21 protein-coding genes and 1 riboswitch are annotated in these 23,048 nt (G+C 69.6%); of the genes, 5 read left to right on the forward strand and 16 right to left on the reverse strand.

Going from position 1 to position 23,048, the window contains the following annotated elements:
- Positions 1-13 precede the first annotated feature (13 nt).
- The 7 genes from gcvT to BKN51_RS24220 form a co-directional block, all read right to left on the reverse strand.
- A complete protein-coding gene (gene gcvT, locus BKN51_RS24190; protein ID WP_101609773.1) occupies positions 14-1,105 on the reverse strand; it encodes a glycine cleavage system aminomethyltransferase GcvT in 1,092 nt (363 codons plus the stop codon).
- A gap of 8 nt (positions 1,106-1,113) precedes the next feature.
- Positions 1,114-3,945, reverse strand: coding sequence for an aminomethyl-transferring glycine dehydrogenase (gene gcvP, locus BKN51_RS24195; RefSeq protein ID WP_101609774.1), 2,832 nt, complete (start codon positions 3,943-3,945; stop codon positions 1,114-1,116).
- A 43-nt stretch (positions 3,946-3,988) separates the two neighbouring features.
- A riboswitch (glycine riboswitch) is annotated at positions 3,989-4,093 on the reverse strand.
- A gap of 214 nt (positions 4,094-4,307) precedes the next feature.
- A complete protein-coding gene (locus BKN51_RS24200; RefSeq protein WP_101609775.1) occupies positions 4,308-4,682 on the reverse strand; it encodes a hypothetical protein in 375 nt (124 codons plus the stop codon).
- 260 nt (positions 4,683-4,942) lie between these two features.
- Positions 4,943-5,710 (reverse strand): 3-oxoacyl-ACP reductase, encoded by a 768-nt coding sequence (locus BKN51_RS24205; protein ID WP_101609776.1) that lies wholly within the window; start codon positions 5,708-5,710, stop codon positions 4,943-4,945.
- Entirely contained in the window at positions 5,710-7,113 is a 1,404-nt protein-coding gene (locus tag BKN51_RS24210) for an aldehyde dehydrogenase family protein (protein ID WP_101609777.1), read from the reverse strand. The genes BKN51_RS24205 and BKN51_RS24210 overlap by 1 nt, the downstream gene beginning before the upstream one ends.
- Entirely contained in the window at positions 7,110-7,823 is a 714-nt protein-coding gene (locus BKN51_RS24215) for a gamma-glutamyl-gamma-aminobutyrate hydrolase family protein (RefSeq protein ID WP_101609778.1), read from the reverse strand. The genes BKN51_RS24210 and BKN51_RS24215 overlap by 4 nt, the downstream gene beginning before the upstream one ends.
- Positions 7,804-9,168 (reverse strand): glutamine synthetase family protein, encoded by a 1,365-nt coding sequence (locus tag BKN51_RS24220; RefSeq protein ID WP_168214380.1) that lies wholly within the window; start codon positions 9,166-9,168, stop codon positions 7,804-7,806. Before BKN51_RS24220 ends, BKN51_RS24215 begins: the two co-directional genes overlap by 20 nt.
- Before the next feature lie 227 nt (positions 9,169-9,395).
- On the opposite strand from BKN51_RS24220, the gene BKN51_RS24225 reads away from it, so the two are divergent.
- The gene (locus BKN51_RS24225) at positions 9,396-9,920 is read left to right on the forward strand and encodes a general stress protein (protein ID WP_101609779.1); all 525 of its coding nucleotides are present in this window, start codon (positions 9,396-9,398) and stop codon (positions 9,918-9,920) included.
- Positions 9,921-9,987: 67 nt separating this feature from the next.
- On the opposite strand, the gene aspS is transcribed toward BKN51_RS24225, so the two are convergent.
- The 7 genes from aspS to BKN51_RS24265 form a co-directional block, all read right to left on the reverse strand.
- Positions 9,988-11,241: an aspartate--tRNA(Asn) ligase gene (gene aspS, locus BKN51_RS24230; RefSeq protein WP_168214381.1), complete on the reverse strand. Its 1,254-nt coding sequence runs from the start codon at positions 11,239-11,241 to the stop codon at positions 9,988-9,990.
- 316 nt (positions 11,242-11,557) lie between these two features.
- Positions 11,558-12,478: a hypothetical protein gene (locus BKN51_RS24235; RefSeq protein ID WP_158255738.1), complete on the reverse strand. Its 921-nt coding sequence runs from the start codon at positions 12,476-12,478 to the stop codon at positions 11,558-11,560.
- Between the two features lie 112 nt (positions 12,479-12,590).
- Positions 12,591-15,398, reverse strand: a complete 2,808-nt coding sequence (locus tag BKN51_RS24245) for a helix-turn-helix transcriptional regulator (RefSeq protein WP_101609783.1) — start codon at positions 15,396-15,398, stop codon at positions 12,591-12,593.
- A complete protein-coding gene (locus BKN51_RS24250; RefSeq protein ID WP_101609784.1) occupies positions 15,395-16,024 on the reverse strand; it encodes an MBL fold metallo-hydrolase in 630 nt (209 codons plus the stop codon). Before BKN51_RS24250 ends, BKN51_RS24245 begins: the two co-directional genes overlap by 4 nt.
- Positions 16,025-16,071: 47 nt before the next feature.
- Entirely contained in the window at positions 16,072-16,968 is an 897-nt protein-coding gene (locus BKN51_RS24255) for an alpha/beta fold hydrolase (protein WP_369862244.1), read from the reverse strand.
- 271 nt (positions 16,969-17,239) lie between these two features.
- Positions 17,240-18,484, reverse strand: a complete 1,245-nt coding sequence (locus BKN51_RS24260) for a DUF1700 domain-containing protein (RefSeq protein WP_101609786.1) — start codon at positions 18,482-18,484, stop codon at positions 17,240-17,242.
- A complete protein-coding gene (locus BKN51_RS24265; RefSeq protein ID WP_101609787.1) occupies positions 18,481-18,804 on the reverse strand; it encodes a PadR family transcriptional regulator in 324 nt (107 codons plus the stop codon). The genes BKN51_RS24260 and BKN51_RS24265 overlap by 4 nt, the downstream gene beginning before the upstream one ends.
- Positions 18,805-18,944: 140 nt before the next feature.
- Between BKN51_RS24265 and BKN51_RS24270 the strand changes: the two genes are divergently transcribed.
- From BKN51_RS24270 to BKN51_RS24285, 4 genes are read left to right on the forward strand one after another with little or no spacing between them, the layout of a single operon-like run.
- A complete protein-coding gene (locus tag BKN51_RS24270; RefSeq protein WP_199192913.1) occupies positions 18,945-19,346 on the forward strand; it encodes a GntR family transcriptional regulator in 402 nt (133 codons plus the stop codon).
- A complete protein-coding gene (locus BKN51_RS24275) occupies positions 19,343-20,233 on the forward strand; it encodes an ABC transporter ATP-binding protein (protein ID WP_101609789.1) in 891 nt (296 codons plus the stop codon). Before BKN51_RS24270 ends, BKN51_RS24275 begins: the two co-directional genes overlap by 4 nt.
- The gene (locus tag BKN51_RS24280; RefSeq protein WP_101609790.1) at positions 20,230-20,919 is read left to right on the forward strand and encodes an ABC transporter permease; all 690 of its coding nucleotides are present in this window, start codon (positions 20,230-20,232) and stop codon (positions 20,917-20,919) included. The genes BKN51_RS24275 and BKN51_RS24280 overlap by 4 nt, the downstream gene beginning before the upstream one ends.
- A gap of 34 nt (positions 20,920-20,953) precedes the next feature.
- Complete coding sequence (locus tag BKN51_RS24285) at positions 20,954-21,307, forward strand: DoxX family protein (RefSeq protein ID WP_101609791.1); 354 nt, start codon at positions 20,954-20,956, stop codon at positions 21,305-21,307.
- Here BKN51_RS24285 and BKN51_RS24290 read toward each other — a convergent pair.
- Positions 21,304-22,488, reverse strand: a complete 1,185-nt coding sequence (locus BKN51_RS24290; protein ID WP_101609792.1) for an MAB_1171c family putative transporter — start codon at positions 22,486-22,488, stop codon at positions 21,304-21,306. The genes BKN51_RS24285 and BKN51_RS24290 overlap by 4 nt on opposite strands.
- A complete protein-coding gene (locus tag BKN51_RS24295; protein ID WP_168214382.1) occupies positions 22,485-23,048 on the reverse strand; it encodes a hypothetical protein in 564 nt (187 codons plus the stop codon). The genes BKN51_RS24290 and BKN51_RS24295 overlap by 4 nt, the downstream gene beginning before the upstream one ends.

Here is a 23,048-nt window from a genome sequence, read left to right on the forward strand (position 1 = left end):
GTTCAAGGGCCTTTCAGGCGCGGGAATAGAAGGGCAGGGCGACGACCTCGACGGGCTCGATGCGGCCCCGGATGTCGACGGAAAGCTCGGTGCCGGGCTCGGAGTGCTCCCGGTCCACGTAGGCCATGGCGATCGGGTAGCCCAGGGTCGGCGACAGGGCGCCGCTGGTGACCTCGCCGATCTCGGTCTCGCCCGCCAGGACGGAGTAGCCGTGACGCGGCGCGCGGCGGCCGGAACCCTTGAGGCCGACGCGAACCCGGGGAACGTCCTTCTTGGACAGCTCCTCCAGCGCGGCCTTGCCGACGAAGTCGCCCGGCTTCTCGAACTTGACGACGCGGCCGAGGCCGGCCTCGAACGGGCTCAATTGGAGGCTGAGTTCGTTGCCGTACAACGGCATTCCGGCTTCGAGACGCAGCGTGTCGCGGCAGGCGAGGCCGGCCGGGAGCAGACCGTGCGGCTCGCCCGCCTCGGTGAGGATGCGCCAGACGGCGGGAGCCTCACCGGCCGGGACGTACAGCTCGAAGCCGTCTTCGCCGGTGTACCCGGTGCGGGCGAGCAGGACGTCGTGACCCTTCACGACGGCCGGGACGCTCGCGTAGTACTTGAGCGCGCCGAGGTCGGCGTCGGTGACCGCGCCGAGGATCTCGACGGCCTTCGGGCCCTGGACGGCGATCAGCGCGACGTCTTCGGACTTGTTGTCGACGACGGCGTCGAAGCCGGAGACCCGGGCGGCCAGCGCCTCCGCGACCACGGCGGCGTTGCCCGCGTTGGCCACGACCAGGAACTTCTCGTCTTCGAGGCGGTAGACGACCAGGTCGTCGAGCACGCCGCCGGTCTCGTCGCAGATCATCGTGTAGCGCGCCCGGCCCGGCTTGACGCCGGACAGGTTGCCGACCAGCGCGAAGTCGAGGACGTCGGCGGCCTGCGGGCCGGTCACCTCGATCTCGGCCATGTGGGACAGGTCGAACAGGCCCGCGGTCTCGCGGACCGCCTTGTGCTCCGCCAGCTCGCTGCTGTAGCGGATCGGCATCGACCAGCCCGCGAAGTCGGTGAACAGCGCACCCAGTCCTTTGTGGACTCCGTGCAGGGACGTCTCTTTCGACATCAAGTGCCTCAGTTCTCGTAGGCGTTGAGCGGCGGGCAGGAGCAGACGAGGTTACGGTCCCCGCGCGCACCGTCGATGCGGCGCACCGGGGGCCAGTACTTGGCCTTGCGGTTCACTCCGGCGGGGTACACCGCCAGTTCGCGGTCGTAGGGCAGGTCCCAGTCGCCGACCAGGGTCTCGGCGGTGTGCGGGGCGTTGCGCAGCGGGCTGTTGTCCGCGGCCCACCGGCCCTGGGCGACGGCGTCGATCTCACCGCGGATGGCGATCATCGCCTCGATGAAGCGATCGATCTCGCCGAGGTCCTCGGATTCGGTCGGCTCGACCATCAGCGTGCCCGCGACCGGGAACGACATGGTCGGGGCGTGGAAGCCGTAGTCGATCAGGCGCTTCGCGACGTCGTCGACGCTGACGCCGGTCTCCTTGGTGAGGCCACGCAGGTCGAGGATGCACTCGTGGGCGACCAGGTCGTCCTGGCCGGTGTAGAGCACCGGGTAGTGCTGGTTGAGTCGCTTGGCCACGTAGTTCGCGGCGAGGACGGCGACCTGCGTCGCCGCGGTGAGCCCGCCCGCGCCCATCATGCGGACGTACGCCCACGAGATCGGCAGGATCGACGCGGAACCATAAGGAGCGGCGCTGATCGGGCCGACGCCGGTCGAGGGACCGGCCTTCTCCAGCAGCGGGTGGTTCGGCAGGTACGGCGCGAGGTGCGCGCGCACCGCGACCGGGCCGACGCCGGGGCCGCCGCCACCGTGCGGGATGCAGAAGGTCTTGTGCAGGTTCAGGTGCGAGACGTCGCCGCCGAACTCGCCCGGCTTCGCCAGGCCCAGCAGGGCGTTGAGGTTCGCGCCGTCGACGTAGACCTGGCCGCCCGCGTCGTGGACGATCTTGGCCAGCTCGTCGATGCCGTTCTCGTACACACCGTGCGTGGACGGGTACGTGACCATGATCGCGGACAGCGTGTCGCGGTTGGCCTCGACCTTGGCGCGCAGGTCTTCGAGGTCGACGTTGCCCTCGTCGGTGCACTTGACCACGACGACGCGCATGCCTGCCATGACGGCGGAGGCGGCGTTCGTGCCGTGCGCGGACGACGGGATCAGGCAGACCTCGCGCTCGGCCTGGCCGTTCGCGTGGTGGTACGCGCGGATCGCGAGCAGACCGGCGAGCTCGCCCTGGCTGCCCGCGTTCGGCTGCAGCGACACCTTGTCGTAGCCGGTGACCTCGGCGAGCCAGGTCGACAGCTGCTCGACGAGAACGTGATAGCCCTCGGCCTGGTCGGCGGGGGCGAACGGGTGGATGCCCGCGAACTCGCGCCAGCTGATCGGCTCCATCTCGGTGGTGGCGTTGAGCTTCATCGTGCAGGAGCCGAGCGGGATCATGCCGCGGTCGAGCGCGTAGTCCAGGTCGGACAGGCTGCGCAGGTAGCGCAGCATCGCGGTCTCGGAGCGGTGCGAGTGGAAGACCTCGTGGGTGAGGTACTCGCTCTCGCGGCCGAGTCCGGTGGGCAGCGCGCGGGCGTCGTCTGCGGCGGTGTCGACACCGAAGGCGTTGAGCACCTTGGCGATGATCGCGGGCGTGGTGACCTCGTCGACGGCGATGCGGACGTGGTCGGCGTCGACCGGGCCGAGGTTGATCCCGTTCTCGCGCGCGACGGCGACGACCGCTTCGGCCTGGCCGGGCATGCGGGCGAGGACGGTGTCGAAGAAGCCCTCGTGGACGACCTCGACGCCACCGGCGCGCAGCGCTCCGGCCAGCCCTGCGGCGAGCTCGTGGACGCGGGTCGCGATGCGCTTGAGGCCGTCCGGACCGTGGTAGACCGCGTACATCGCGGCGAGCACGGCGGGCAGGACCTGCGCGGTACAGATGTTGGAGGTGGCCTTCTCGCGGCGGATGTGCTGCTCACGGGTCTGCAGCGCGAGGCGGTACGCGGGGTTGCCGTCGGCGTCGACCGAGACTCCGACCAGGCGGCCCGGCAGCGAGCGCTCGAGCCCGGTGCGGACGGCCATGAACCCGGCGTGCGGGCCGCCGTAGCCGAGCGGGACACCGAAACGCTGGGTGGATCCGGCGGCGATGTCGGCGCCGAACTCACCCGGCGCGGTGACCAGCGTGAGGGCGAGGAGGTCGGCGGCGACGGTGTACAGCGCGCCGGCGGCCTTCGCGGTCTCGGAGATGGCGGAGTAGAAGCCCGCGCCCCGCAGCACGCCGGAGGCACCCGGGTACTGCACGACGACGCCGAAGAATTCCTCCGGCAGGCCGGTGAGCAGGTCGCGGACCTCGACCTCGACGCCCATGGCCTCGGCGCGGGTGCGGACGACGGCGATGGTCTGCGGCAGGCACTCGGCGTCGAGGACGACCTTGTTCGACTTCGCCTTCGACGCGCGGCGCATCAGCATGACGGCCTCGGCGACGGCGGTGGACTCGTCGAGCAGGGAGGCGTTCGCGGTGGCGAGACCGGCCAGCTCGGAGACCATGGTCTGGAAGTTGAGGAGGGCTTCGAGACGGCCCTGCGAGATCTCCGGCTGGTAGGGCGTGTACGCCGTGTACCAGGCCGGGTTCTCCAGCACGTTGCGGCGGATGACCGCCGGGGTGACCGTGTCGTGGAAGCCGAGGCCGATCATCTGCGTCATCGGCTTGTTGAGCGCGGCGAGCGCGCGAAGTTCGGCGATGGCGTCCTCTTCGGACGCGGCGGGGGGAAGCTCGAGGTCACGGGTGACCCGGATCGCGGACGGCACCGCGGCCTGTACCAGGGCATCGAGGCTGCCGTAGCCGACCTCGGCGAGCATCTTGGCCTGCTCGGACTCCGAGGGGCCGATGTGCCGGTCGTCGAAGGACGTACTGGTCAAGGGAGCTCCTTCAATCAGGCGCCGGATAGACCGGTGCGCTGGGAACTCCCCCTCTGTCATGGCACCTGAGAGTTTCACCGTCCGTGAAGAGGACGGCTTTCACCTTGGGTGAGGCGCACTTGCGCGCCTGCTTTCCAGAGTGGCCTCGCGGAAGCGGTAGTGGGTACCTGAGAGATTCCGGGGAGTTTGCTCCTTCGGTGCCCCACCACGTTCGTGAGGGCTCTCCCGCTCCAGCTCAACGGCCCGATCTGCAGTTGTGCGCACACCGTACCTGGCGTGTTCGGCGCGCGTCTACTTCTGGCCGGGCACGTCACTTCTCCCGTTCGCCCGGACACCCGACGTGCCCGGGCCGTCGGGCCTGGCTAGGCGTTCTCCATCATCATCTCGGCGGTGATGGTGCCGCAGAGCTCGGCGCAGCGCATCATCATCTCCGCGGCCTCGGCGAGTTCGGCGTCGCCGGTCTTGGCGCACTCCTCGGCGCACATGCGCATCATCTGGGAGGCGAGGCCGCACATCTTCGCGCACATGCGCATCATCTCGAGGTCGGCGATCATGGCCGAACAGCGCATCATCATGTCCGCACTCATCCGCGACATGTCCGCGCAGGTCACCATCATCATCCCGAGCTTGGCGCCGCCGATCTCCATGCAGCGCGTCATCATCTCCTCGCACCGGACGTGACACTCGTTGCACAGGTCGATGCAGTCGCGCATGGCGGTGCTCATCTGCCGGGTCATCCTGGGGGCCTCCGCGCTTCTGGGATCGCGGAACCGTGCGGTTCCGCGATCCCAGAACTACCGCGCAGGCCAGAAGGACGCCATCCCAACCACCGGGACGAGTGAGAGCGGGTGGGGTGAAGGGGCCCTTCACCGCATGGCACGTGGGCAAAGCGCCCTTCACCGCGTGCGATGCGGGGAAAGCGTCCTTCAGCTCCCGGGACCAGGGCCGGGCGGACCGCAAGTAGCCGACTAAAGGGCGACGGGGCGACGGGGCGGCCTCACAGCGGGGTGACGTAGGCCCCCGAGATGCCCCCGTCCACCAGGAACTGCGACGCCGTGATGAACGAGGCGTCGTCGCTCGCCAGGAAGGCGACCGCGCCCGCGATCTCCTCCGGCTCCGCGAACCGCCCGACCGGCACGTGCACCAGCCGCCGCGCGGCCCGCTCGGGGTCCTTCGCGAACAGTTCCTTCAGCAGCGGCGTGTTCACCGGACCCGGGCACAGCGCGTTGACCCGGATGTTCTCCCGCGCGAACTGCACGCCCAGTTCCCGGCTCATCGCCAGCACCCCGCCCTTGGACGCGGTGTAGGAGATCTGCGACGTCGCCGCGCCCATCACCGCGACGAACGACGCCGTGTTGATGATCGAGCCCTTCCCCTGCCGCCGCATGTGGGGCAGCACCGCCTTGCAGCACAGGTACACCGAGGTCAGGTTGACCTTCTGCACCTTCTCCCACGCGTCGATGCCCGTGGTGAGGATCGAGTCGTCCTCGGGCGGGGAGATGCCGGCGTTGTTGAACGCGACGTCGACCGAGCCGAAGGTGTCCACAGTGGTCTGGAACAGGGCCTCGACCTGTTCGGCGTCGGTGACGTCGGCCTGCACGAACAGGCCGCCGACCTCGTCCGCCGCCGCTTTGCCCGCCGCGGCGGAGATGTCGCCGATGACGACCTTCGCGCCCTCGCTCGCCAGCCGCCGCGCGGTGGCGAGGCCGATGCCGCTGCTGCCGCCGGTGATGACCGCGACGCGGCCTTCGAAACGCTGAACCATCATTCCTCCGTGCTGACGAAAACGTTTTTGGTCTCGGTGAAGGCATCGACAGCGTCCGGGCCGAGCTCGCGGCCGAGCCCGGACTGCTTGAACCCGCCGAACGGCGTCCAGTACCGGACGGACGAATGCGAGTTCACCGAAAGGTTCCCGGCTTCGACGCCGCGCGCGACGCGGAAGGCGCGGCCGACGTCGCGGGTCCAGATCGAGCCGGACAGGCCGTACTCCGTGTCGTTGGCCATGGTCACCGCGTCCGCCTCCCCGGCGAACGGGACCACCGCGACGACCGGGCCGAAGATCTCGTCCGAGGCCAGCGGATGCCGCAGGTCCGGCGGGGTGACGACGGTCGGCGGGAACCAGTTGCCCGGCCCCAGCGGCGCGCTTCCCCGGAACGCCACCGGCGCGGCGTCGTCCACATAGGACGACACCTTCGCGTGGTGCCCCGCCGAGATCAGCGGGCCCATCTCGGTCACCTCCAGGCGGGGATCGCCGACGACGACACCCTTCACCGCGGGTTCCAGCAGCTCCATGAACCGGTCGTACACACTCGCCTGCACCAGGATCAGCGACCGCGCGCAGCAGTCCTGCCCGGCGTTGTCGAACACCCCGTACGGCGCGGTGGCCGCGGCCTTCTCCAGATCCGAGTCGGCGAAGACGATGTTCGCGTTCTTGCCGCCGAGTTCCAGCGTCACCCGCTTCACCCGCGCGGCGCAGCCCGCCATGATCTGCTTGCCGACCTCGGTCGAGCCGGTGAAGACGATCTTGCGCACCGCCGGATGGTCCACGAACCGCTGGCCCACCACGGATCCCTTGCCGGGAAGCACCTGGAAGACGTCCGCGGGGATCCCGGCCTCCCTGGCCAGCTCACCGAGGCGGATCGCGGTCAGCGGGGTGAGTTCGGCCGGCTTGAGCACGACGGTGTTCCCGGCGGCGAGCGCGGGCGCGAAACCCCAGCCCGCGATGGGCATCGGGAAGTTCCACGGCACGATCACCCCGACCACGCCGAGCGGCTCGTGGAACGTCATGTTCACCCCGCCGGGCACCGGGATCTGCTTGCCGATCAACCGTTCGGGCGACGCCGAGTAGTACGTCAGCACGTCGCGGACGTTGCCCGCCTCCCAGCGCGCGTTGCCGATGGTGTGGCCCGCGTTGGCGACTTCCAGCTGGGCGAGGTTCTCGATGTCGGCGTCGACGGCGTCGGCGAACCGGCGCAGCAGCCGCGCCCGGTCTCCGGGCGCCACCGCGCGCCAGGCGGGGAACGCCGCCTGCGCGCGGGCGATCGCCGCGTCGGTCTCTTCGGCCGAGGTCGATTCGACCGACCTCACCACCTCTTCGGTGGCGGGGTTGATCACCTCGAACACCGCCGACGTGTTCCCTCCCTCGGAGGCGGCGTCGTAACCCGTCATGAGCGCTCCTTCGCAGCTGTCACGAGTGCCTCGAAAAGCCTTATGTCGTCGAGATTCTGTTCTGGATGCCATTGGACACCGAGTACGAAACCGTCACCGGGCAGTTCCGCCGCTTCGATGGTCCCGTCGGCGGCCCAGCCGACCGGGACCAGCCCGTCGCCGAGCTTGTCGACGGCCTGGTGGTGATAACACGGCACCTTGGTCTCGGTGCCGAGGATCGACGCGGCCCGGCTGCCCTCGGCAAGGGTCACGGTAGTGGTGCCGAAGGTCGCGGGCGCGGGCTGGTGATCCTTGGTGTCCAAAGTGTCCGGAAGGTGCTGGGCGAGTGTCCCGCCCAGCGCGACGCTGAGCACCTGCAACCCGCGGCACACGCCCAGCACCGGTTTTCCACTGTCCAAAGCGGACCTCAGCAGCCCGAACTCGAACGCGTCCCGGTTCGGCCTCGTGTACGTCGTCGCGTGCTGCTCCTGGCCGTAGCGCGCCGGTTCGATGTCGGCGCCGCCGACCAGCACGAGACCGTCCACGGCGGACACCAGCCTCTCGTGCGCCTCGCTCACCGGCGGCAGGAGGACCGGGATCCCGCCCGCCGCGACGATGCCGTCCACGTACACGCGGTGCAGCAAAGCCGCTTCGGTCTCCCACACCAGGAACTTCGCGGGCTCCAGGTAGCAGGTGAGCCCGATCAAGGGTTCAGAGCCGTTCGAAGCCACGGATCCTCTCCCAGTCGGTGACAGCGGCGTCGTACGCGGTGAGTTCGACCTTCGCCGCGTTCAGGTAGTGGTCGACGACCTCGTCCCCGAACGCGGTCCTGGCGAGCTCGCTCTGGTCGAGCAGCGCGGCGGCCTCCCGCAACGTCGTCGGCACGGTCGGCTTGTCGGAACCGTAGGCGTTGCCCTGGAACTCGGGCTCCAGCTCGAGTTCGTTCTCGATGCCGTGCAACCCGGCCGCGATCAGCGCGGACACCGCGAGGTACGGGTTCACGTCGCCGCCGGGCACCCGGTTCTCGGTGCGGAGCGACTCCCCGTGCCCGACGACGCGGAGCGCGCACGTGCGGTTGTCGGTGCCCCACGCGACCGCGGTCGGCGCGAAGCTGCCGGGGACGAAACGCTTGTAGGAGTTGATGTTCGGCGCGAGGAAGTAGGTCAGCTCACGCAATCCGGCGAGCTGCCCCGCGAGGAAGTGCTCCATCAGCGGCGAGAACCCGCTCGGCTCGTCGCCCGCCAGGACGGCCTCGCCCGCGGTGGAGCGCAGGCTGATGTGGATGTGGCAGGAGTTGCCCTCGCGTTCGTTGTACTTCGCCATGAACGTGAGGCTCTTGCCCTCCTGCGCGGCGATCTCCTTGGACCCGGTCTTGTAGATGCTGTGGTTGTCGCAGGTGGCCAGCGCCTCGGCGTAGCGGAACGCGATCTCGTGCTGGCCGGGGTTGCACTCGCCCTTGGCCGATTCGACGTACAGCCCCGCGCCGCCCATGTCGTTGCGGATCCGGCGCAGCAGCGGTTCGATCCGCGAGGTGCCGAGCATCGAGTAGTCGACGTTGTACTGGTTGGCCGGGCGGAGGTCCTGGTACCGCTTGTCCCAGGCCGACTCGAAGGTGTCGTCGAAGACGATGAACTCCAGCTCGGTGCCGACGTGGGCACTGAGACCGAGGGCGGCCAGCCGGTCGAGTTGCCCGCGCAGGACCTGCCGCGGCGACGGGGCGACGGCGCCGCCCTGCACCCGTTCGAGGTCGGCGAGGACGAGCGCGGTGCCCTCCTGCCACGGGAGAAGGCGGAGCGTGTCGAAGTCCGGTTGCATGACGAAGTCGCCGTAGCCGGTCTCCCAGGAAGACATCGCGTAGCCGTCGACGGTGTTCATGTCGACGTCGACGGCGAGCAGGTAGTTGCACGCCTCGGTGGCGTGCTCGACGACCTCGTTGAGGAAGTATTCGGCGGCGCAGCGTTTGCCCTGCAGCCTGCCCTGCATGTCGGTGATGGCCACCAGCACCGTGTCGACGGTGCCGTCCTCGACGAGTTCCCGGAGCCGATCCAGTGTGAGCATGCCGCGCCTGTTCGCCATCAGCCTCACCTAAAGGTTCGAAGCGGTACCTTTGCGGCTTCTTCCTACCGGGTCAGCCGGACCCGGTCAACTCGACCAATGGTCTGATCGGTTACCCATTGCGGACTGTAGTTGATCCCTGGGCGGATTGTCTGTGATGCCCGGCTGAGAAGATGCTGTGAATCCCGCCGGACGGGAGGAGATCCGTACCTCCGGAACGTTGTACGGATCAAGAGAGGTGAGAAGGAATGACACAGGCATTCACGCAGCAGACCACGTTCACCGAGCCCCAGGGGCGGGCTCAGCTTCCGACGCTGCCCAGCGGGTGGCCGATCGGCTCCTACGAGTCGTACTCCGATGCGCAGCGTGCGGTCGACCACCTCGCGGGAACGGACTTCCCGATCACGGACGTCACCATCGTCGGTGTCGAACCGATCCTGGTCGAGCGGATCGCCGGGCGGATGGGCTGGAGCAAGGTGCTGACCAGCTCGGCGCTGTCCGGCGCGATGTTCGGTGTGTTCCTCGGCCTCGTGCTGAGCCTGCTGAACCCGGGCGCCGGACTGGTGCCGATCCTCGTCGGCCTCGTCGGCGGTATCGGGTTCAACCTGCTGTTCGGCGCGCTGGGGTACGCGGCTTCGAAGAACAAGCGCGGTTTCATCTCGCAGAGCCAGCTGGTCGCCCGGCGCTATGACGTCCTGGCCCAGCCGCGCAACGCCGAGAAGGGCCGCGCCCTGCTGGCCGACCTGGCCGCCAGGAGCGCGTTCATCCACTGAGCCCGATGTGTCATGAAAGGGGCTTTCAGGACGGATTTCGTCCTGAAAGCCCCTTTCATGACCTCCACTACGGGGTCAGGCGGTGCAAGTCCCGCGGGAACAGCGTCGCCTGACGCACGTTGGGCAGCCCGAGCACCCGGGCGGTCCAGCGTTCGAGACCGAGCGCGAACCCGCCGTGCGGCGGCATCCCGTGCGCGAAGACGGACAGGTAGTCGCGATACGGCTCGGCGGACTCACCCCGCGCCGCCAGCGCGGCGAGGTAGTCGGCGTGCCGGTGCAGCCGCTGGCCACCGGTCACCAGTTCCAGCCCGCGGAAGAGCAGGTCGAAACTGTTCGAGTACTCCGGCCGTTCCGGGTCCGGATGGGTGTAGAACGGCCGCTTCGCCATCGGATATCCCGTGACGAACAGGAATTCCGACCCGTGTTGGCGCAGCGCCCAGTCCGAAAGCAGCCGTTCGTGCGCGGGCGCGAGGTCCGGCTCGCCGCGTGGGTCTTCACCGGACAGCCGCGCGATCAGCGCTTGAGCGTCCGCGAAGTGGATCTCCGGGATCTCCCCGGGCACCACGACGCCGGTCTCCGGGACGGCGGCGGCCATCCCCGCGACCACCTCCCGCAGCACGGCCATCACGTCGTGGTGGCCGTCGATGAAACCGAGTTCGGCGTCCAGGCTGGTGTACTGCGCGAGATGCCGCGCGGTGTCGTGCGGTTCGGCGCGGAAGACCGGCCCGACCTCGTAGACCCGCTCGAACACCCCGACCAGCGCTTGTTTGTAGAACTGCGGCGATTGCGCGAGGAACGCCCGCTGACCGAAGTAGTCGATGCCGAAGACGCATCCGCCGGATTCGGTCGCCGACGAGACGATCTTGGGCGTCCGGGTTTCGGTGAACCCGAGACCGTCGAGCGCGGACCGGAAGCCGGCGACGCTCGCCGCCGCGATCGTGAACGCCTCCTTCAGCCGCGGATGCCGCAACGCGACGGCGGCGTTGTTCAGCATCGTGGGCAAGGTGGCCCGCGGCGACGGCCGGTAGAGGTCGAACGGGGGCGGCTCGGCCGGTTCGGACAGCAGCCCGATCGCCGGCTCGGTCAGTTCCAGGCCGCCGGGAGCCTGGGGATTGGCCGTGACGAGGCCTTCGACCTCGACCACGGTCTCCTCCGGCGGGCCGCCGGGTTCGGCGAGGACCACCTGGGCGAGTCCGGAGCGGTCCCGGATCACCAGGAAGGTGACGGATTTCAGGCGGCGCCGGCGGTGCACCCAGCCGGCGATGCGGACACGGCCGCCGACGTGCCGGGGCAGGTCGGCGACGAGGACACGCGAGATCATCACAACTCCTGTACGGATTGCGCGACCCCTTGGGAGTGCGGGCGAGAAGGGAACTCGCGGTACCACCGCACTTTCGCCGCCGCCCTGGACGAGCGGCGGCCTCGAAGGCCCGATGACGGGGGCCGGACGGCGGGGCATGGGGCGCGGACGCCGTTCCTCCCCGCACTCGGGAGGGTCTTCACCGAAGGGCGCGAGGCCGCCTTCCCAGCTACCGGCGGCTCTCTGGGTCTCGCGTGCTCCCCTGGCTACTCGTCTCCGTCAGCGTGTTGCCCCGGAGGTTACGACCTCCGGGGCACCGCTCGCATCCGTGTTTCGGTCAGGGGGCGACCATGTCGAACCAGTTGAAGTTCTCGATCATCTGCCGCGTGCTGCCGATGTACTGCGGCCCGGTGAGCTCCCACCGCTCGACGAACCGGAAGGTGCCCGGCTCCAGGCTCTCGTCGACGCCGGTGTCGGGGTCGTCGGTGACCGGCCGGTACTCCCAGATCGTCTTCTTCTCCAGCGTGACGTCCAGCAACTGGTACTCCGACTGCGTGCCCAGGTAGCCCGGCGCCTTGTGGTCACCGGCGCGCCCCGGGTCGGACAGTTTCAGCTGGACGGTGTCGCCGTTGAACGAACCCTTCGCCGCGACCACGGTGACGATGTGCCCGCCGGAGCGCTGCAAGCTCCCCCACGGTCCGGCCTTGTAGCGGCCGTACGCGATCTGGAGCGGCCCTTCGTTGAGCTTCTTCGCCAGTTCGCCGGAGAAGTCGGCCGTGCCCGCGGTGCTCACGTTCCCGGTCGAGGACGTCCAGCCCGCGTCCCGCGCCGGTTTCGTGGCGATGGTCCACGCCTTCTGCAGGTTGCCGAGCGTCGTCTTCCCGTCGTATTTGGCATCGACGCCGATTCGCCCGATCGAGTTGGTGATGACGTTGTAGTCGGCCGGGTCCTTCGGATCGAGCTGGCCGACCCGGGTGGTCACCCAGCCGACCGGCGCGTTCTTCACATGACCCCAGTAGTGCAGGACGTTATACAGCGAAGCCGGTCCGCAGTACGCGTTGCCGTCGTTCTCCAGTCCGGCGCGGAACTGGTCGACGTCGCTGACCCCGCACTGTTTGACGTCGAAGTCGGCGCCGGTGACGTCGGTGGCCTTGACGCAGGGGGCGGGGGTGCCGATCTTGTCCGCCGCGGCGGTACCGGGGAGGGTGGCGACGGCGGTGAGGGTCGCTGCGGCGGTGAGGATCAGGCTGCGGATCATGGCTCCTACCTTCGGGTTCGTCCGGCTCGGTAGGTAAAGACTGATCTTCGCGACCCCCCAAACGCATGAGGGGAGATCCCTCAACTCTGTCGGGCTCCGGTCTGGGGGTCCCTCACGAAAGGACTCGCGCCAGCTCTCGCCGTCCGGCGATGCCGAGCTTCGTGTAGATCCGCCCGAGGTGGTTCTCGACCGTCTTCGGGGTGACGAAGAGTTCCTGCGCGATCTCACGGTTCGCGCGTCCGGACGCCGCCAGATCCGCGACCCGGCGTTCGCTGGCGGTCAGCGAGGACGGGCCCGCGAAGACCATCCGCCGCGGCCGGTCCCCCAGGGCCTCCAGTGCTTCGACGGCGCGGGTGCGCAGCACGACCGAGCCGCATTCGGTGGCCAGTTCGATCCCGCGGTTGAGCGGGGTCCGCGCGTCCGTGCGGCGCCGGGCGACCCGCATCGCCTCGCCGAGGTCGATCAGCGAACGGGCGAGGTGCAGCCGGGCCGGGGACCGCTCCAGCACCCCGACCGATTCGGCCAGCAGGTCCAGCCGCCGGTCGCCGTCGGCGTGCGCGAGCAACCGCAACGCGGCGCCGATCTCCGTCGTGGTCCCCCACTTGCGCGCGATGCTCACCTGTTCCTCGGCCAGTTCCAGGGCGTGGTCCGACTCGCCGAGCAGCATCGCGGCGCGCACCGCGGGGACCCGCCACGGGATGGTCGGCGGGTCGACCCCCGCCGCCAGCATCTCGTCGCGCTGCAGGAACGCCTGCGTCCTGGCGAGGACGGGATTGCCGATGGCGAGCGCGATCAGCGCGCGGGGCTCGTGCAGCCACATCGTCGGCATCATGCTCGGACCGTCGCCGTGGTCGCTGTCGAACCGCGCGAGCACCTCGGCCGCGGCTTCGAGGTCACCGCGTTCCATCGCGGCGTAGGCCAGGAAATGGGTCGACGTCGCCCGGAGCGCGACCACCTGGGGCAGCGGCTCCTCGGCGCCGATGGCGGCGAGCGCGCCCTCGGCTTCGGCCTCCATGACACTCACGTTGCCCAGCCGCCAGTCGAGGAACAGCGCGGCGTTGGCGACCATCGCGAACTCGACGGGCGAACCGTGCGCCCGCACCCGGCGGCGCGCGCTCTCGATCTCCCGCCGGGCCTCGTCGACGCCGTCGGCCGAGATCAGCGCGAGCATCGCGACCACCCAGCCGACCATCACGTCGATGCTCCCGGTGGCGTCCTCGAAGTAGGCGCCGTGGGACAGGGCCCGGCAGGCTGTCGCGGCGACCTCGTCCGCGGGCCGGACCTCGTACCGGCCCATCTGCGCGAGCAGGCCGAGCAGGGTGCGCTCGTCGGGGGTGCCGCCGCTCAAACTCGCGTACGCGCGCAGATGATCCGACGCCACGCCGCGGTGGTGCGGCAGGAACGAGCGGATCACCGCGAGCCGCGCTTCGAGATGCATCCGGCCGGGGTCACGCGGACCGCCGGGGCGGGCGGCGATCGCCTCGACAAGTTCGGCGACGGCGGCTTCGGGTCCGTCGACGACCGCCGTGGCCGACGCGGCGGCCGCGACGAGTTCGGCGTCGGGAACGCCGTCCGCGGCCACGAGGAGTTGTTGCCGCGCTTCGGCCGCCTCGCCCGTGCGGAGCAGCGCGCGGCCGAGTTCGGCCCGCAGCGCCGCGTCGTCCGGGGTCTCGTCGACGGCCCGGCGCAGATGGGCGGCGGCCGTCCTCGGGTCACCCGCCGCGAGCAGCGCGGCCGCGGCCTTGCGCAGGATTTCGGCCGCGTCCGGCAGGGTGCCTCGCGGTGCCTGCGCGAGATGAGCGGCGACACGGTCCGCCGGGGCCTTCGCCGCACGCAACGCCTTCGCGGCGGCGCCGTGCAGTCCCGCGCGAGCGATCGGGCCCAGATCGGCGAGGACCGCCTCACGGACGACGGGATGGACGAAGACGAGATGGTCGCCGTCGCCGGTGAGCACGTTGGCCGAGGTCAGCGCCTCGACGGCGACCGAGAGCCCGGCGGCGTCGAGCTTCGCCAGCGCTCCGGCCTGCCACGGATCGCCGCCGGTGCCCAGGATCGCGACGGCACCGGCCAGCCCGACCGCCTCGGCGGGCATCCTGCCCAGCGCCGCGCGGAAAACGGTGCTGGGGCCCAGTTTCCCGACCTGGCCGGCGGACGTGTCGGTGTCGAGGGGCAGCCCGAGGGCGTCGAGTTCGTCGACGAGAACCCTGGCCAGGAAAGGGTTTCCTCCGCTGGCCGCGTGCAACGAGGTGACCACGGCCCAGGCGGGGACCACCCCTCGGGCGGCCACGAGCTCGGCGAGCGCTTCGAGCGAAAGCGGCTTCGGCAGGACGCGTTCCGCCTGCCGCGAGACGCTCAGATGCGCCAGCGGTCCGGCGTTCTCCGCGGGCGGGCGGGTCGCCACCACGAGCACGATCGGCAGGTCGGCGATCCGGCGGGAAAGGTAGACGAGGAACTGCAGCGACGAATGGTCCGCCCACTGCGCGTCGTCGACCGTGATCAGCAGCGGCCGGGTCGACGAGAGATCGACCGCGACCCACCACAGCGCGTGCAGTGTCCTGCCCAGTTCGGCCTCGCTCGGATCGGCGGCCGCGGCGTCGAGCGCCCGGAGCGCGTCGCCGGACGGACCGGCGAGGATCTTCTCGCGGATCTCCCCGCTGTAGCGCGACACCGAACGCTCGACCATCTGACGGACGACGCCCCAGGCCATCGCCCCTTCGAGCGCGTCGCCGACCGCCTGCAGCCGTCCGAAACCACGGTCTTTCGCCAGCGCGCGGGTCTCCTGGACCAGCCGGGTCTTGCCGATCCCCGCCCGGCCTTCGATGACCACCACCCGGCCCTCGCCCGCCAGGGCCGAGTCGAGCGCCGCTTCGATCCTCCCGAGTTCGCGGCCGCGTTCGAGGGTCGGCTCGTCGCGGTTCATCCGGTCAGGCGCTCGAGCCGGTCGGGATCGCGCAGCGGTTTCCCGTGCCCGAACAGGACCAGCCGTGGCCGGAGCCCGGCGAGGCGCCGCATCGACTCGCGGTTCAGGTCCGCGTCCCAGGTGAGGAAGTCCGGCGGGGCGGTCAGCCGCCCGATGTGGAAGAAGACGTCGCCGCACAGCAGGACGCCGTCGCTCTCCCGCCAGAGCGCGATATGCCCCGGCGAGTGTCCGGGGACGTCGAGCACCGTGAACCCGGCGACGTCGTCCCCCTCTTTCAGAGCACGGGCGACGGGGTGGGGCTCGGGCATCTTCATCCGGGAAAGCAGTTTCGGGATCCGGCCGGGCGCCGTCGCCGGCGTCGCCGTCTCGATCGCCTGGACGTCCTTTTCCCCGGCCCACAAGGGGATTCCGAACTCCTCGCACAGAGCGTGGCTCGACCCGAAATGATCCGGATGGGCGTGGGTGACGACGTGCGCGGTCAGTGTTTCCCCGGCGAGCTGCCGGGAGACCCGCCGCCGCGCCCCGGGCGTGCCGGAGTCCACCAGGACGTCCTCCACCAGATAAACGTTCATCAGGTGCGGCGGACGGCCGAGGAGTTGCCGTACTCCAGGGGCCAGTTGGCGCATCCGAGAATCGTAGCGGTCACGGGGCGGGACGAAAGGGCTCCATTGGGTCACGTTCCGCTCGGAATCGCGGCTTGGCGCGGCTCCGGGTCGTCCGGCCGGGCGCTTCCGGTGCGCAAGAGCGTTCGCCATTGGTCCGTGTCATGGCTGGCGACGTCGGTTCCGGTGAGGAATTCACGCAATATGGCGAGAAAGCGTGCGGGATCGCTCAAATACGGGAAATGTCCCGCGCCTTCGAAAACGACCAGCCTGCTGCCCGGCATGGCCGCGTGCGCGACGGCGGCGTGCGCGCTGGGCACGACGTGGTCTTCGGTGCCCCAGACGAGCATCGTCGGGATGCCCGCGGTGAGATAGCACCGGTCGAGCAGGTTGACCACCTGGCCGCGCCAGTCGACGACCGAGCGGAGGGTGCGCAGGAACGCCTGTCGCGTGGGCGCTTCCACCAGCCGGACGTACTTGCCGAGCACGTAGTCCAGATCCTCGCCGAGCCCGAACCCGCCCGCCTGGCGCAGCAGCCCGCGAAAGGCGCGGAGGCCGAGCCGGACCGGCGCCGAACCGACGACCGGGAGCAGGAACCCCGCGCCCGGCGCGGCGGCCAGCCGCAGCAAGGGATGCACACCGGGCCCGATTCCGCCGGAACCGACCAGCACCAGCCGTTCGCACCGGTCCGGGAATTGGTAGGCGAATTGCATCGCGACCCCGCCGCCGAGCGAATGCCCGACGACGCTGACCTTGTCGACGCCGAGCACGGAAAGCAGGTCGCGCATTCCGCACGCGTACGCGGCGACCGAATAGTCGGCGCGGGGTTTCGCGGATTCCCCGTGTCCCAAGAGATCCGGGGCGATGACGGTGAATTGCCCGGACAACGCGGCGAGGACGTCGAGCCAGGTCGACGAATCGTCGCCGATCCCGTGGACGAAGAGCACGGCCGGACCGCGCCCGGCCATCCGGTAGGCACGTTCGTAGCCGTGGACGACCTTTTTGCGCGGGGCGAGATCTTCCACACCGGTCAGCACCCGATCAGTGCAGCAGCGGGATATTCGGGGCACGTTTCGGCCCGGTTCGCTTCTCGTTACGCGCGGAGCTGAAGGGAGCTTTCCCCGCATCCCACGCGACGAAAGCTCCCTTCACCTCATCCCACGCGGGGAAAGTCCCCTTCAGCCCCCGCGCGGGAAACGGGTGGAGGCGGCCCCCGACGTCCGCCTCCACCCGGGCCACCTAGCGCGTCGGCTGGGTGGAGTTCGACGGCGGAGCCGCGGAGGACGACGGCGCCGGCGGAGCGGACGAAGAAGGCGGCACCGGCGCGCCCTTCGGGATCGCCGCGCTGAACGGGACGTCGGTCCGCTCCTGGCAATAGGAGCGGTTTCCGTTGTAGCCGTTGAGATTCCCGTCGTTGTCCTGGACGCCTCGCTCGAGCCGCGGCCGCGGGTAGCGGTTGTCGTCGCCGACCTTCCGCTTCTCGCCCGAGCTCCGCTCGCAGGCATACCGGGTCGTGCTGAGCGGGCGGCCTTCCTCGTCGTAGAGGAAGATCTCGGTCAGCGGCTTGCCCTCGGCGTCGAACGCGTAGATGTTGTCCACGCTTTGGCTTCCGTACATCAGCTGCGAATTGCCGTAGGTGTCGCTGTAGCTCGTCGGGTAGCCGTTGTACGAGTCGCCACCGTAGGACCGTTTCGCGATCAGATCGACCGCCGCGCCCGCCCCGCCGACCATGCTGCCGATGACGAACGCCGAAACCGGCACGGCCAGCCACAGCAGCCGCCTGTCCCCCTTCAGCTTCGGCCCCGCCCAGACCACCGCGACGGCCGCCAGCAGCATCAGCGGCAGCAACAGCACCGCCTCGGTGTCGCGAAGCACGAGCAGCAGCCCGAACACGACCAGCACCGCCGCGCACAGGATCCACCACGCAGGCTTGAGCGAGCGGAAGTAGGTCATTCCGTTGCCGTTCCGGTTGGCCTGGAACGAAGTCACGGTCTCGCGGAGCTTGACCACCTCGGGCAGTTCCGCGATCGGGCCGACTCCCCTCCGCACCACGTAGACGACGCTGATCGCGAGCACGGGTGCGACGAAAAGCAGGCCCAGCAACGGTTCCACCCGGACCCACACCGCGGCCGCGAAGCCGAACAACGCGAACCCGCCCATGGAGAACACCAGGCCCCAGAACGCGAACCGCGCTCCGCCGATCCCGGTTTTCGCCTTCAGCAAGGTGGTCTTGTCGCCCGCGTCGCCCGGACGCGGCGGATAGCCACCGGACGCCCGCAGCTCGGCGGCGTAACTCTCCGGGCTGCCCAGGCGCTCGATCAAGGCGTCGACCTTGGGGTTGTCCCCCAGTTCCGCCTCCATTTCGGCGAGATGGGGCCGGACGTCTTCGAGGATTTCCTCGACTTCGCTCTCGGGCAGGTCGGCGAGCGCGCTCCTGACCCTCGTCAAGTACACCCGCACGGCGGTCGGATTCTGCGTGCTCATGCTGCCTCTCCCAACAGGCTGTTCATCGTCGTGGCGAAACTCCGCCAGGTCTGCGCCGATTCGTCCAGGCGCTGACGACCCGGCTCGTTGAGGCTGTAGTACTTCCGGTGCGGGCCTTCTTCGCTCGGCACCACGTACGACGTCAGCAGGCCTGCCTTGTACAGCCGCCGGAGCGTCCCGTACACCGAAGCGTCGCCCACTTCCTGCAACCCCGCGACCCGGAGTCTTCGGAGTACGTCGTAGCCGTAGCCGTCCTCCCCGCGAAGCACCGCGAGAACGGCGAGGTCCAGCACGCCCTTGAGTAGCTGACTGATCTCCACAGTCGCGTCCCTCCCAGCTCTTACGCAACAGAAGGTACCACGCATTGCACAGTAGTGCGCAAGGCGGAGGCGACTTGCGTCCGAGCGAGGTTCATGGGTTACTTAGTCCAGTAATGAACCACCGCACCCGGGGAGGGTGCATGACGACTGGGAACGGAGGTGTCGTGCTCGACGACGGAACACCACTGTTCGCGCAGATCGCCGAACAGATCGCCGACGACATCGCCGAGGGAAGCCTGGCCGAGGGGGAACGCGTGCCGTCAACCAACGAACTCGCCGCCTTCTACCGGATCAATCCGGCGACGGCGGCCAAGGGGATCAACGTGCTGGCCGACGACGGCCTGCTCGAGAAGCGACGCGGGATCGGCATGTTCGTGGCCGGCGGAGCGCGGCAGAAGCTGCTCACCGACCGGCGTCGGCGCTTCGCCGAGCAGTACCTCGACCCCATGCTGATCGAAGCAAGGCGCCTCGGCATCGACGACGAAAGCCTGATCTCGCTCATCCGCGGGAACGGACACCAGAACGGAGGACCGGCCGCATGACGCCGACCATTTCGACCACCGGCCTGACCCGGCGCTACGGCGACCACCTCGCCCTCAGCGACGTCTCGGTCGGCATCGAAGAAGGCAAGATCACCGGCCTGCTGGGCCGCAACGGCGCGGGAAAGAGCACCTTCCTGCGCATCATCACCGCACAGGAGTTCGCCAGCGCGGGCACGGTCCGCGTGTTCGGGGAGAACCCGGTGGAGAACGAGCGGGTGCTCCGGCGCCTGGTGCTCGTCCGCGAGGACCAGCAGTTCCCGGACTTCAAGGTGCGGCACGCCCTGTCGGCGGCGTCGTGGTTCTACCCGAACTGGGACGCCGAGCTGGCCGACACGCTGCTCCGCGACTTCGACCTGCCGCTGAAGCGCCCGATCAAGAAGCTCTCACGAGGGATGCGCTCGGCGCTGTCGATCACGATCGGGCTGGCGGCACGCGCGGAACTCACGCTGCTCGACGAGCCGTACGCGGGTCTCGACGCCGTCGCCAGGCACCTGTTCTACGACCGGTTGCTCGACGACTATTCGGCTCATCCCCGCACGGTCCTGCTTTCCACGCACCTGATCGACGAGGTCGCCGATCTGCTGGAGCACGTCGTGATGATCGACAAGGGCCGCGTCGTCCTCGACGCGCCCGCCGACGAACTGCGCGGCTCGGCCGCCACCGTCAGCGGACCCGCCACGGCGGTGGAGTCCTTCGTCGCCGGCCGCCGGGTGCTGCACCGCCGCAAGATCGGTTCGCGCACTTCGGTCACCGTCGCCGACGCGCTCGACGCGGCCGCGAAGGCACGGGCACAGGCCCTGCACCTGAAACTCGAACCGCTGTCCTTGCAGCAGTTGATGGTGCACACCTCCAACGGACAGACGACGGCAGAGGAGGCGTCCGCATGAACATCCTGGTCAAAGTCGCGCGTTATCACCTGGTGGACCGGCTCCAGTTCCTGGTGCTCCCGGTCGGCGTCACGCTCTTCGCCTTCGGGGTGAACCTCGCGATCTTCGCGCTGATCCCCGAAAAACCCGAGGACAACTTCTCCGGCGGCCTGTTCACGCTGTTCGTGTTCATGCTCGTCTGCGGCGCCTTGAGCATGACGAAGTCACTGCCGTTCGGGCTCGCGCTCGGCGTGTCGAGGCGGTCGTACTACCTGGGCACGGTTTTGCTGGTCGCCGGATTGTCCGCGCTGTACGCGGTGGGGATCGCCGTGTTGCAGGTGATCGAGGACGCGACCCGCGGCTGGGGGCTCGGCCTCCACTACTTCCGGGTGCCCTGGGTGCTCGACGGCCCCTGGTACCTGACCCTGCTCACGGCGTTCGTGTTGCTGACGCTGATGTTCGTCTACGGCATGTGGTACGGCCTGATCTACCGGCGCGCTTCGGTGGTGGGTGTCGTCCTGTTCGCCGCCGCTCAGGTCCTGGTGCTGCTGGGCGGGGTCCTGCTGCTCAGCTGGACCGACAGCTGGCCGAAGCTCGGCACGTTCTTCGGCACGCTGACCGTCGGCGGGCTGACCGGAGTGCTCGCGGTCCTGGTCGGCGTCGCCGCCGCCGGCGGGTTCGCCACGATGCGCCGGGTCACGGTCTGACCTCGGGAACACTTCCACATCAAGGAGTTCTGTCATGGCCGTGGTTTCCGTAGTGCTGTCCGTGATGCTGGCCGCGATCTTCGCCGTAGTGGGGGTGGCGAAGGTCCTGCGTCAGCCGTCGTTGATCTCCCGGACCGAGAGGCTCGGCTTCTCGGTCCGGGAAATCCAGGGGATCGGCGCGCTCGAGGTCGCCGGCGCGGCCGGGCTGGTGGGCGGGTTCTTCTGGCCGCCCCTCGGGATCGCCGCGGCGATCGGCCTGACGACGTTGCTGATCGGGGCGGCGGTCTCCCACGCGCGGGCGGGCGACGGGGTCAAGGACGTCGCCCCGCCGGTCTGGCTCGCGCTGATCTCGGCGGCGGCCGCGGTCACCGCGATCGTTTCGGCTTAGGCCACCAGGGTTTCGCGCGCCCGGTCTCGGATGCGTCCGACCACAGTGGACCTTCGCCAGGCGTGCGTGACCTCGACCAGCCAGGCCGCTTCGGTGGCGATGTCGGGTTCATCGAGATAGGTCGCCGGAACGTCGTCGGGGGCGTACCGGCGGCCTGCCTCGGAGGCCACGAGCGCGGCGGCCAGGGCCGCGGCCTCGATCGTCGCGGGGACACGGGCTTCGGGGATCTTCGCCTTGCGTGCCTCGGCTTCCGCGACCGGCGGGACGTCCGGGTCGAAGTAAGGGCGCAGCGCGAGATGGCCGTCCCGGATCTCGATGACCCTGCGGTACAAGGCGAATTCGACGCCTCCCGGCATACCGGGGCCCGGGTCCAGCGCGATTCCCGGGACGGCTTCGCGCATCGCGGTCCACAACGGCTCGATCCGGCGGTAGGTCCGGTACGTGCCGATCAGGCGGAACGGGGTGGCCAGCGCCGGGCCCCACACGCTGAGCGTCGCGCCCGCCCCGGCGAGGCCGACGCTCAGCGCCGCCAGGATCGACGAGAGCGTGTCCTCCCCGGCGTCGACCTCGCCGGTGGTGGCGAGGATGTAGATGTCGTCGACGTCCCAGAAGGTCCAGCCCAGCGCGGCGACCCCGCCGCCGACGAGCAGCCAGAGCCCGGTACGAAGCGGGCCGGGATCGGCATGCCGCGCGAAGCGGGCGAAGACGATCGAGAAGGTCAGCAGGCTGATCAGCCCGTACGCGAGGAAGACGACGTTGTACGCGACGAACCAGCCGAGCCTGCCGGGACCGGCGGCGGTGTGTTCGCCGACGCGATAGCTGCCGGAGAGCAGGAAGAGCGCGATCTCGGCGGCCACCACGGTCCAGGAAAGCACCACGTGCCAGCCGATCCGCTTGCCCTCCCCCAGTTTCAGCGAATGCGAGAACGCGACCGCGAAGGCCATCGCGCCGATCTTGAGCAGGTCGGCCGCGAGGTTCAAGAGGCTGCCGATGGGCTCTTCGACGCCGACGGCGGTCTCCATCGCCGGGGTGAGCAGCATGATGCCGCCCGCGATGCACATCCCGAAGGCGCTCAGGAGCCACATCCGCCGCAACGGCTGGGTGTGGCGAGCTTGGATCAGCTTGTAACCGAAGCCCGCGAAGGCCACCACGCAGCAGAAGTACGCGATGGTCTCGGTCACGGCAGGCGCCGCTTCCGGTTGCCGAAGAGGTTGTCGACCCTGGCCATCCCGCCGGCGAGGTCGCTCCCGCTCTCGTCGGTGGGCGCCGCGCCGCGTATCCCAGTTCTGGCGACGCGTTGCGCGAGGATGCTGGCGAGCAGTTCGGCCTCCTGCTCCTCGACGGCGCTGTAGCTCGTGCGGCCGAGGACGCGGCGGACGAGTTCGGGCGACAGGTTCGGCATCAGGGCCTTGCTGGCGGCGGCGTCGAGGGCGATGCCGTCGGCGCCCGCGTCCGAACCGACATGGCCGCACAGGAGATGCCCGACCTCGTGCAGGAGGATGTGCCGCCGGTGCAGGGCGGTGGTGTTGGTCGGGTAGAGGATGTAGTCCGCGCGCTCGGTGCTCATCAAAAGTCCGCACGGGCCGCTGGAGGGGACGTTGACCTGCATCAACTCGATCGGGCGGCCGCGTTCGCCCGCCAGTTCCGCGATGAAGGCCTCGGCGTCGAAGGGTTCGGGAAGACTCACGCCGTCGGCGAGACTCCGGCAGCGGCGCCACAACTCCTTACGGCGGCGGTCCAC

This window comes from Amycolatopsis sp. BJA-103, assembly GCF_002849735.1.
GTDB lineage: Bacteria > Actinomycetota > Actinomycetes > Mycobacteriales > Pseudonocardiaceae > Amycolatopsis.

What these genes read in the sequence shown, in the direction of transcription:
- gcvT (WP_101609773.1), bottom strand. Translation starts at nt 1,105, where the DNA reads ATGTCGAAAGAGACGTCCCTGCACGGAGTCCACAAAGGACTGGGTGCG.
- BKN51_RS24200 (WP_101609775.1), bottom strand. Translation starts at nt 4,682, where the DNA reads ATGACCCGGCAGATGAGCACCGCCATGCGCGACTGCATCGACCTGTGC.
- BKN51_RS24205 (WP_101609776.1), bottom strand. Translation starts at nt 5,710, where the DNA reads ATGGTTCAGCGTTTCGAAGGCCGCGTCGCGGTCATCACCGGCGGCAGC.
- BKN51_RS24210 (WP_101609777.1), bottom strand. Translation starts at nt 7,113, where the DNA reads ATGACGGGTTACGACGCCGCCTCCGAGGGAGGGAACACGTCGGCGGTG.
- BKN51_RS24220 (WP_168214380.1), bottom strand. Translation starts at nt 9,168, where the DNA reads ATGGCGAACAGGCGCGGCATGCTCACACTGGATCGGCTCCGGGAACTC.
- BKN51_RS24225 (WP_101609779.1), top strand. Translation starts at nt 9,396, where the DNA reads ATGACACAGGCATTCACGCAGCAGACCACGTTCACCGAGCCCCAGGGG.
- aspS (WP_168214381.1), bottom strand. Translation starts at nt 11,241, where the DNA reads ATGATCTCGCGTGTCCTCGTCGCCGACCTGCCCCGGCACGTCGGCGGC.
- BKN51_RS24235 (WP_158255738.1), bottom strand. Translation starts at nt 12,478, where the DNA reads ATGATCCGCAGCCTGATCCTCACCGCCGCAGCGACCCTCACCGCCGTC.
- BKN51_RS24245 (WP_101609783.1), bottom strand. Translation starts at nt 15,398, where the DNA reads ATGAACCGCGACGAGCCGACCCTCGAACGCGGCCGCGAACTCGGGAGG.
- BKN51_RS24250 (WP_101609784.1), bottom strand. Translation starts at nt 16,024, where the DNA reads ATGCGCCAACTGGCCCCTGGAGTACGGCAACTCCTCGGCCGTCCGCCG.
- BKN51_RS24255 (WP_369862244.1), bottom strand. Translation starts at nt 16,968, where the DNA reads ATGGCCGGGCGCGGTCCGGCCGTGCTCTTCGTCCACGGGATCGGCGAC.
- BKN51_RS24260 (WP_101609786.1), bottom strand. Translation starts at nt 18,484, where the DNA reads ATGAGCACGCAGAATCCGACCGCCGTGCGGGTGTACTTGACGAGGGTC.
- BKN51_RS24270 (WP_199192913.1), top strand. Translation starts at nt 18,945, where the DNA reads ATGACGACTGGGAACGGAGGTGTCGTGCTCGACGACGGAACACCACTG.
- BKN51_RS24275 (WP_101609789.1), top strand. Translation starts at nt 19,343, where the DNA reads ATGACGCCGACCATTTCGACCACCGGCCTGACCCGGCGCTACGGCGAC.
- BKN51_RS24280 (WP_101609790.1), top strand. Translation starts at nt 20,230, where the DNA reads ATGAACATCCTGGTCAAAGTCGCGCGTTATCACCTGGTGGACCGGCTC.
- BKN51_RS24285 (WP_101609791.1), top strand. Translation starts at nt 20,954, where the DNA reads ATGGCCGTGGTTTCCGTAGTGCTGTCCGTGATGCTGGCCGCGATCTTC.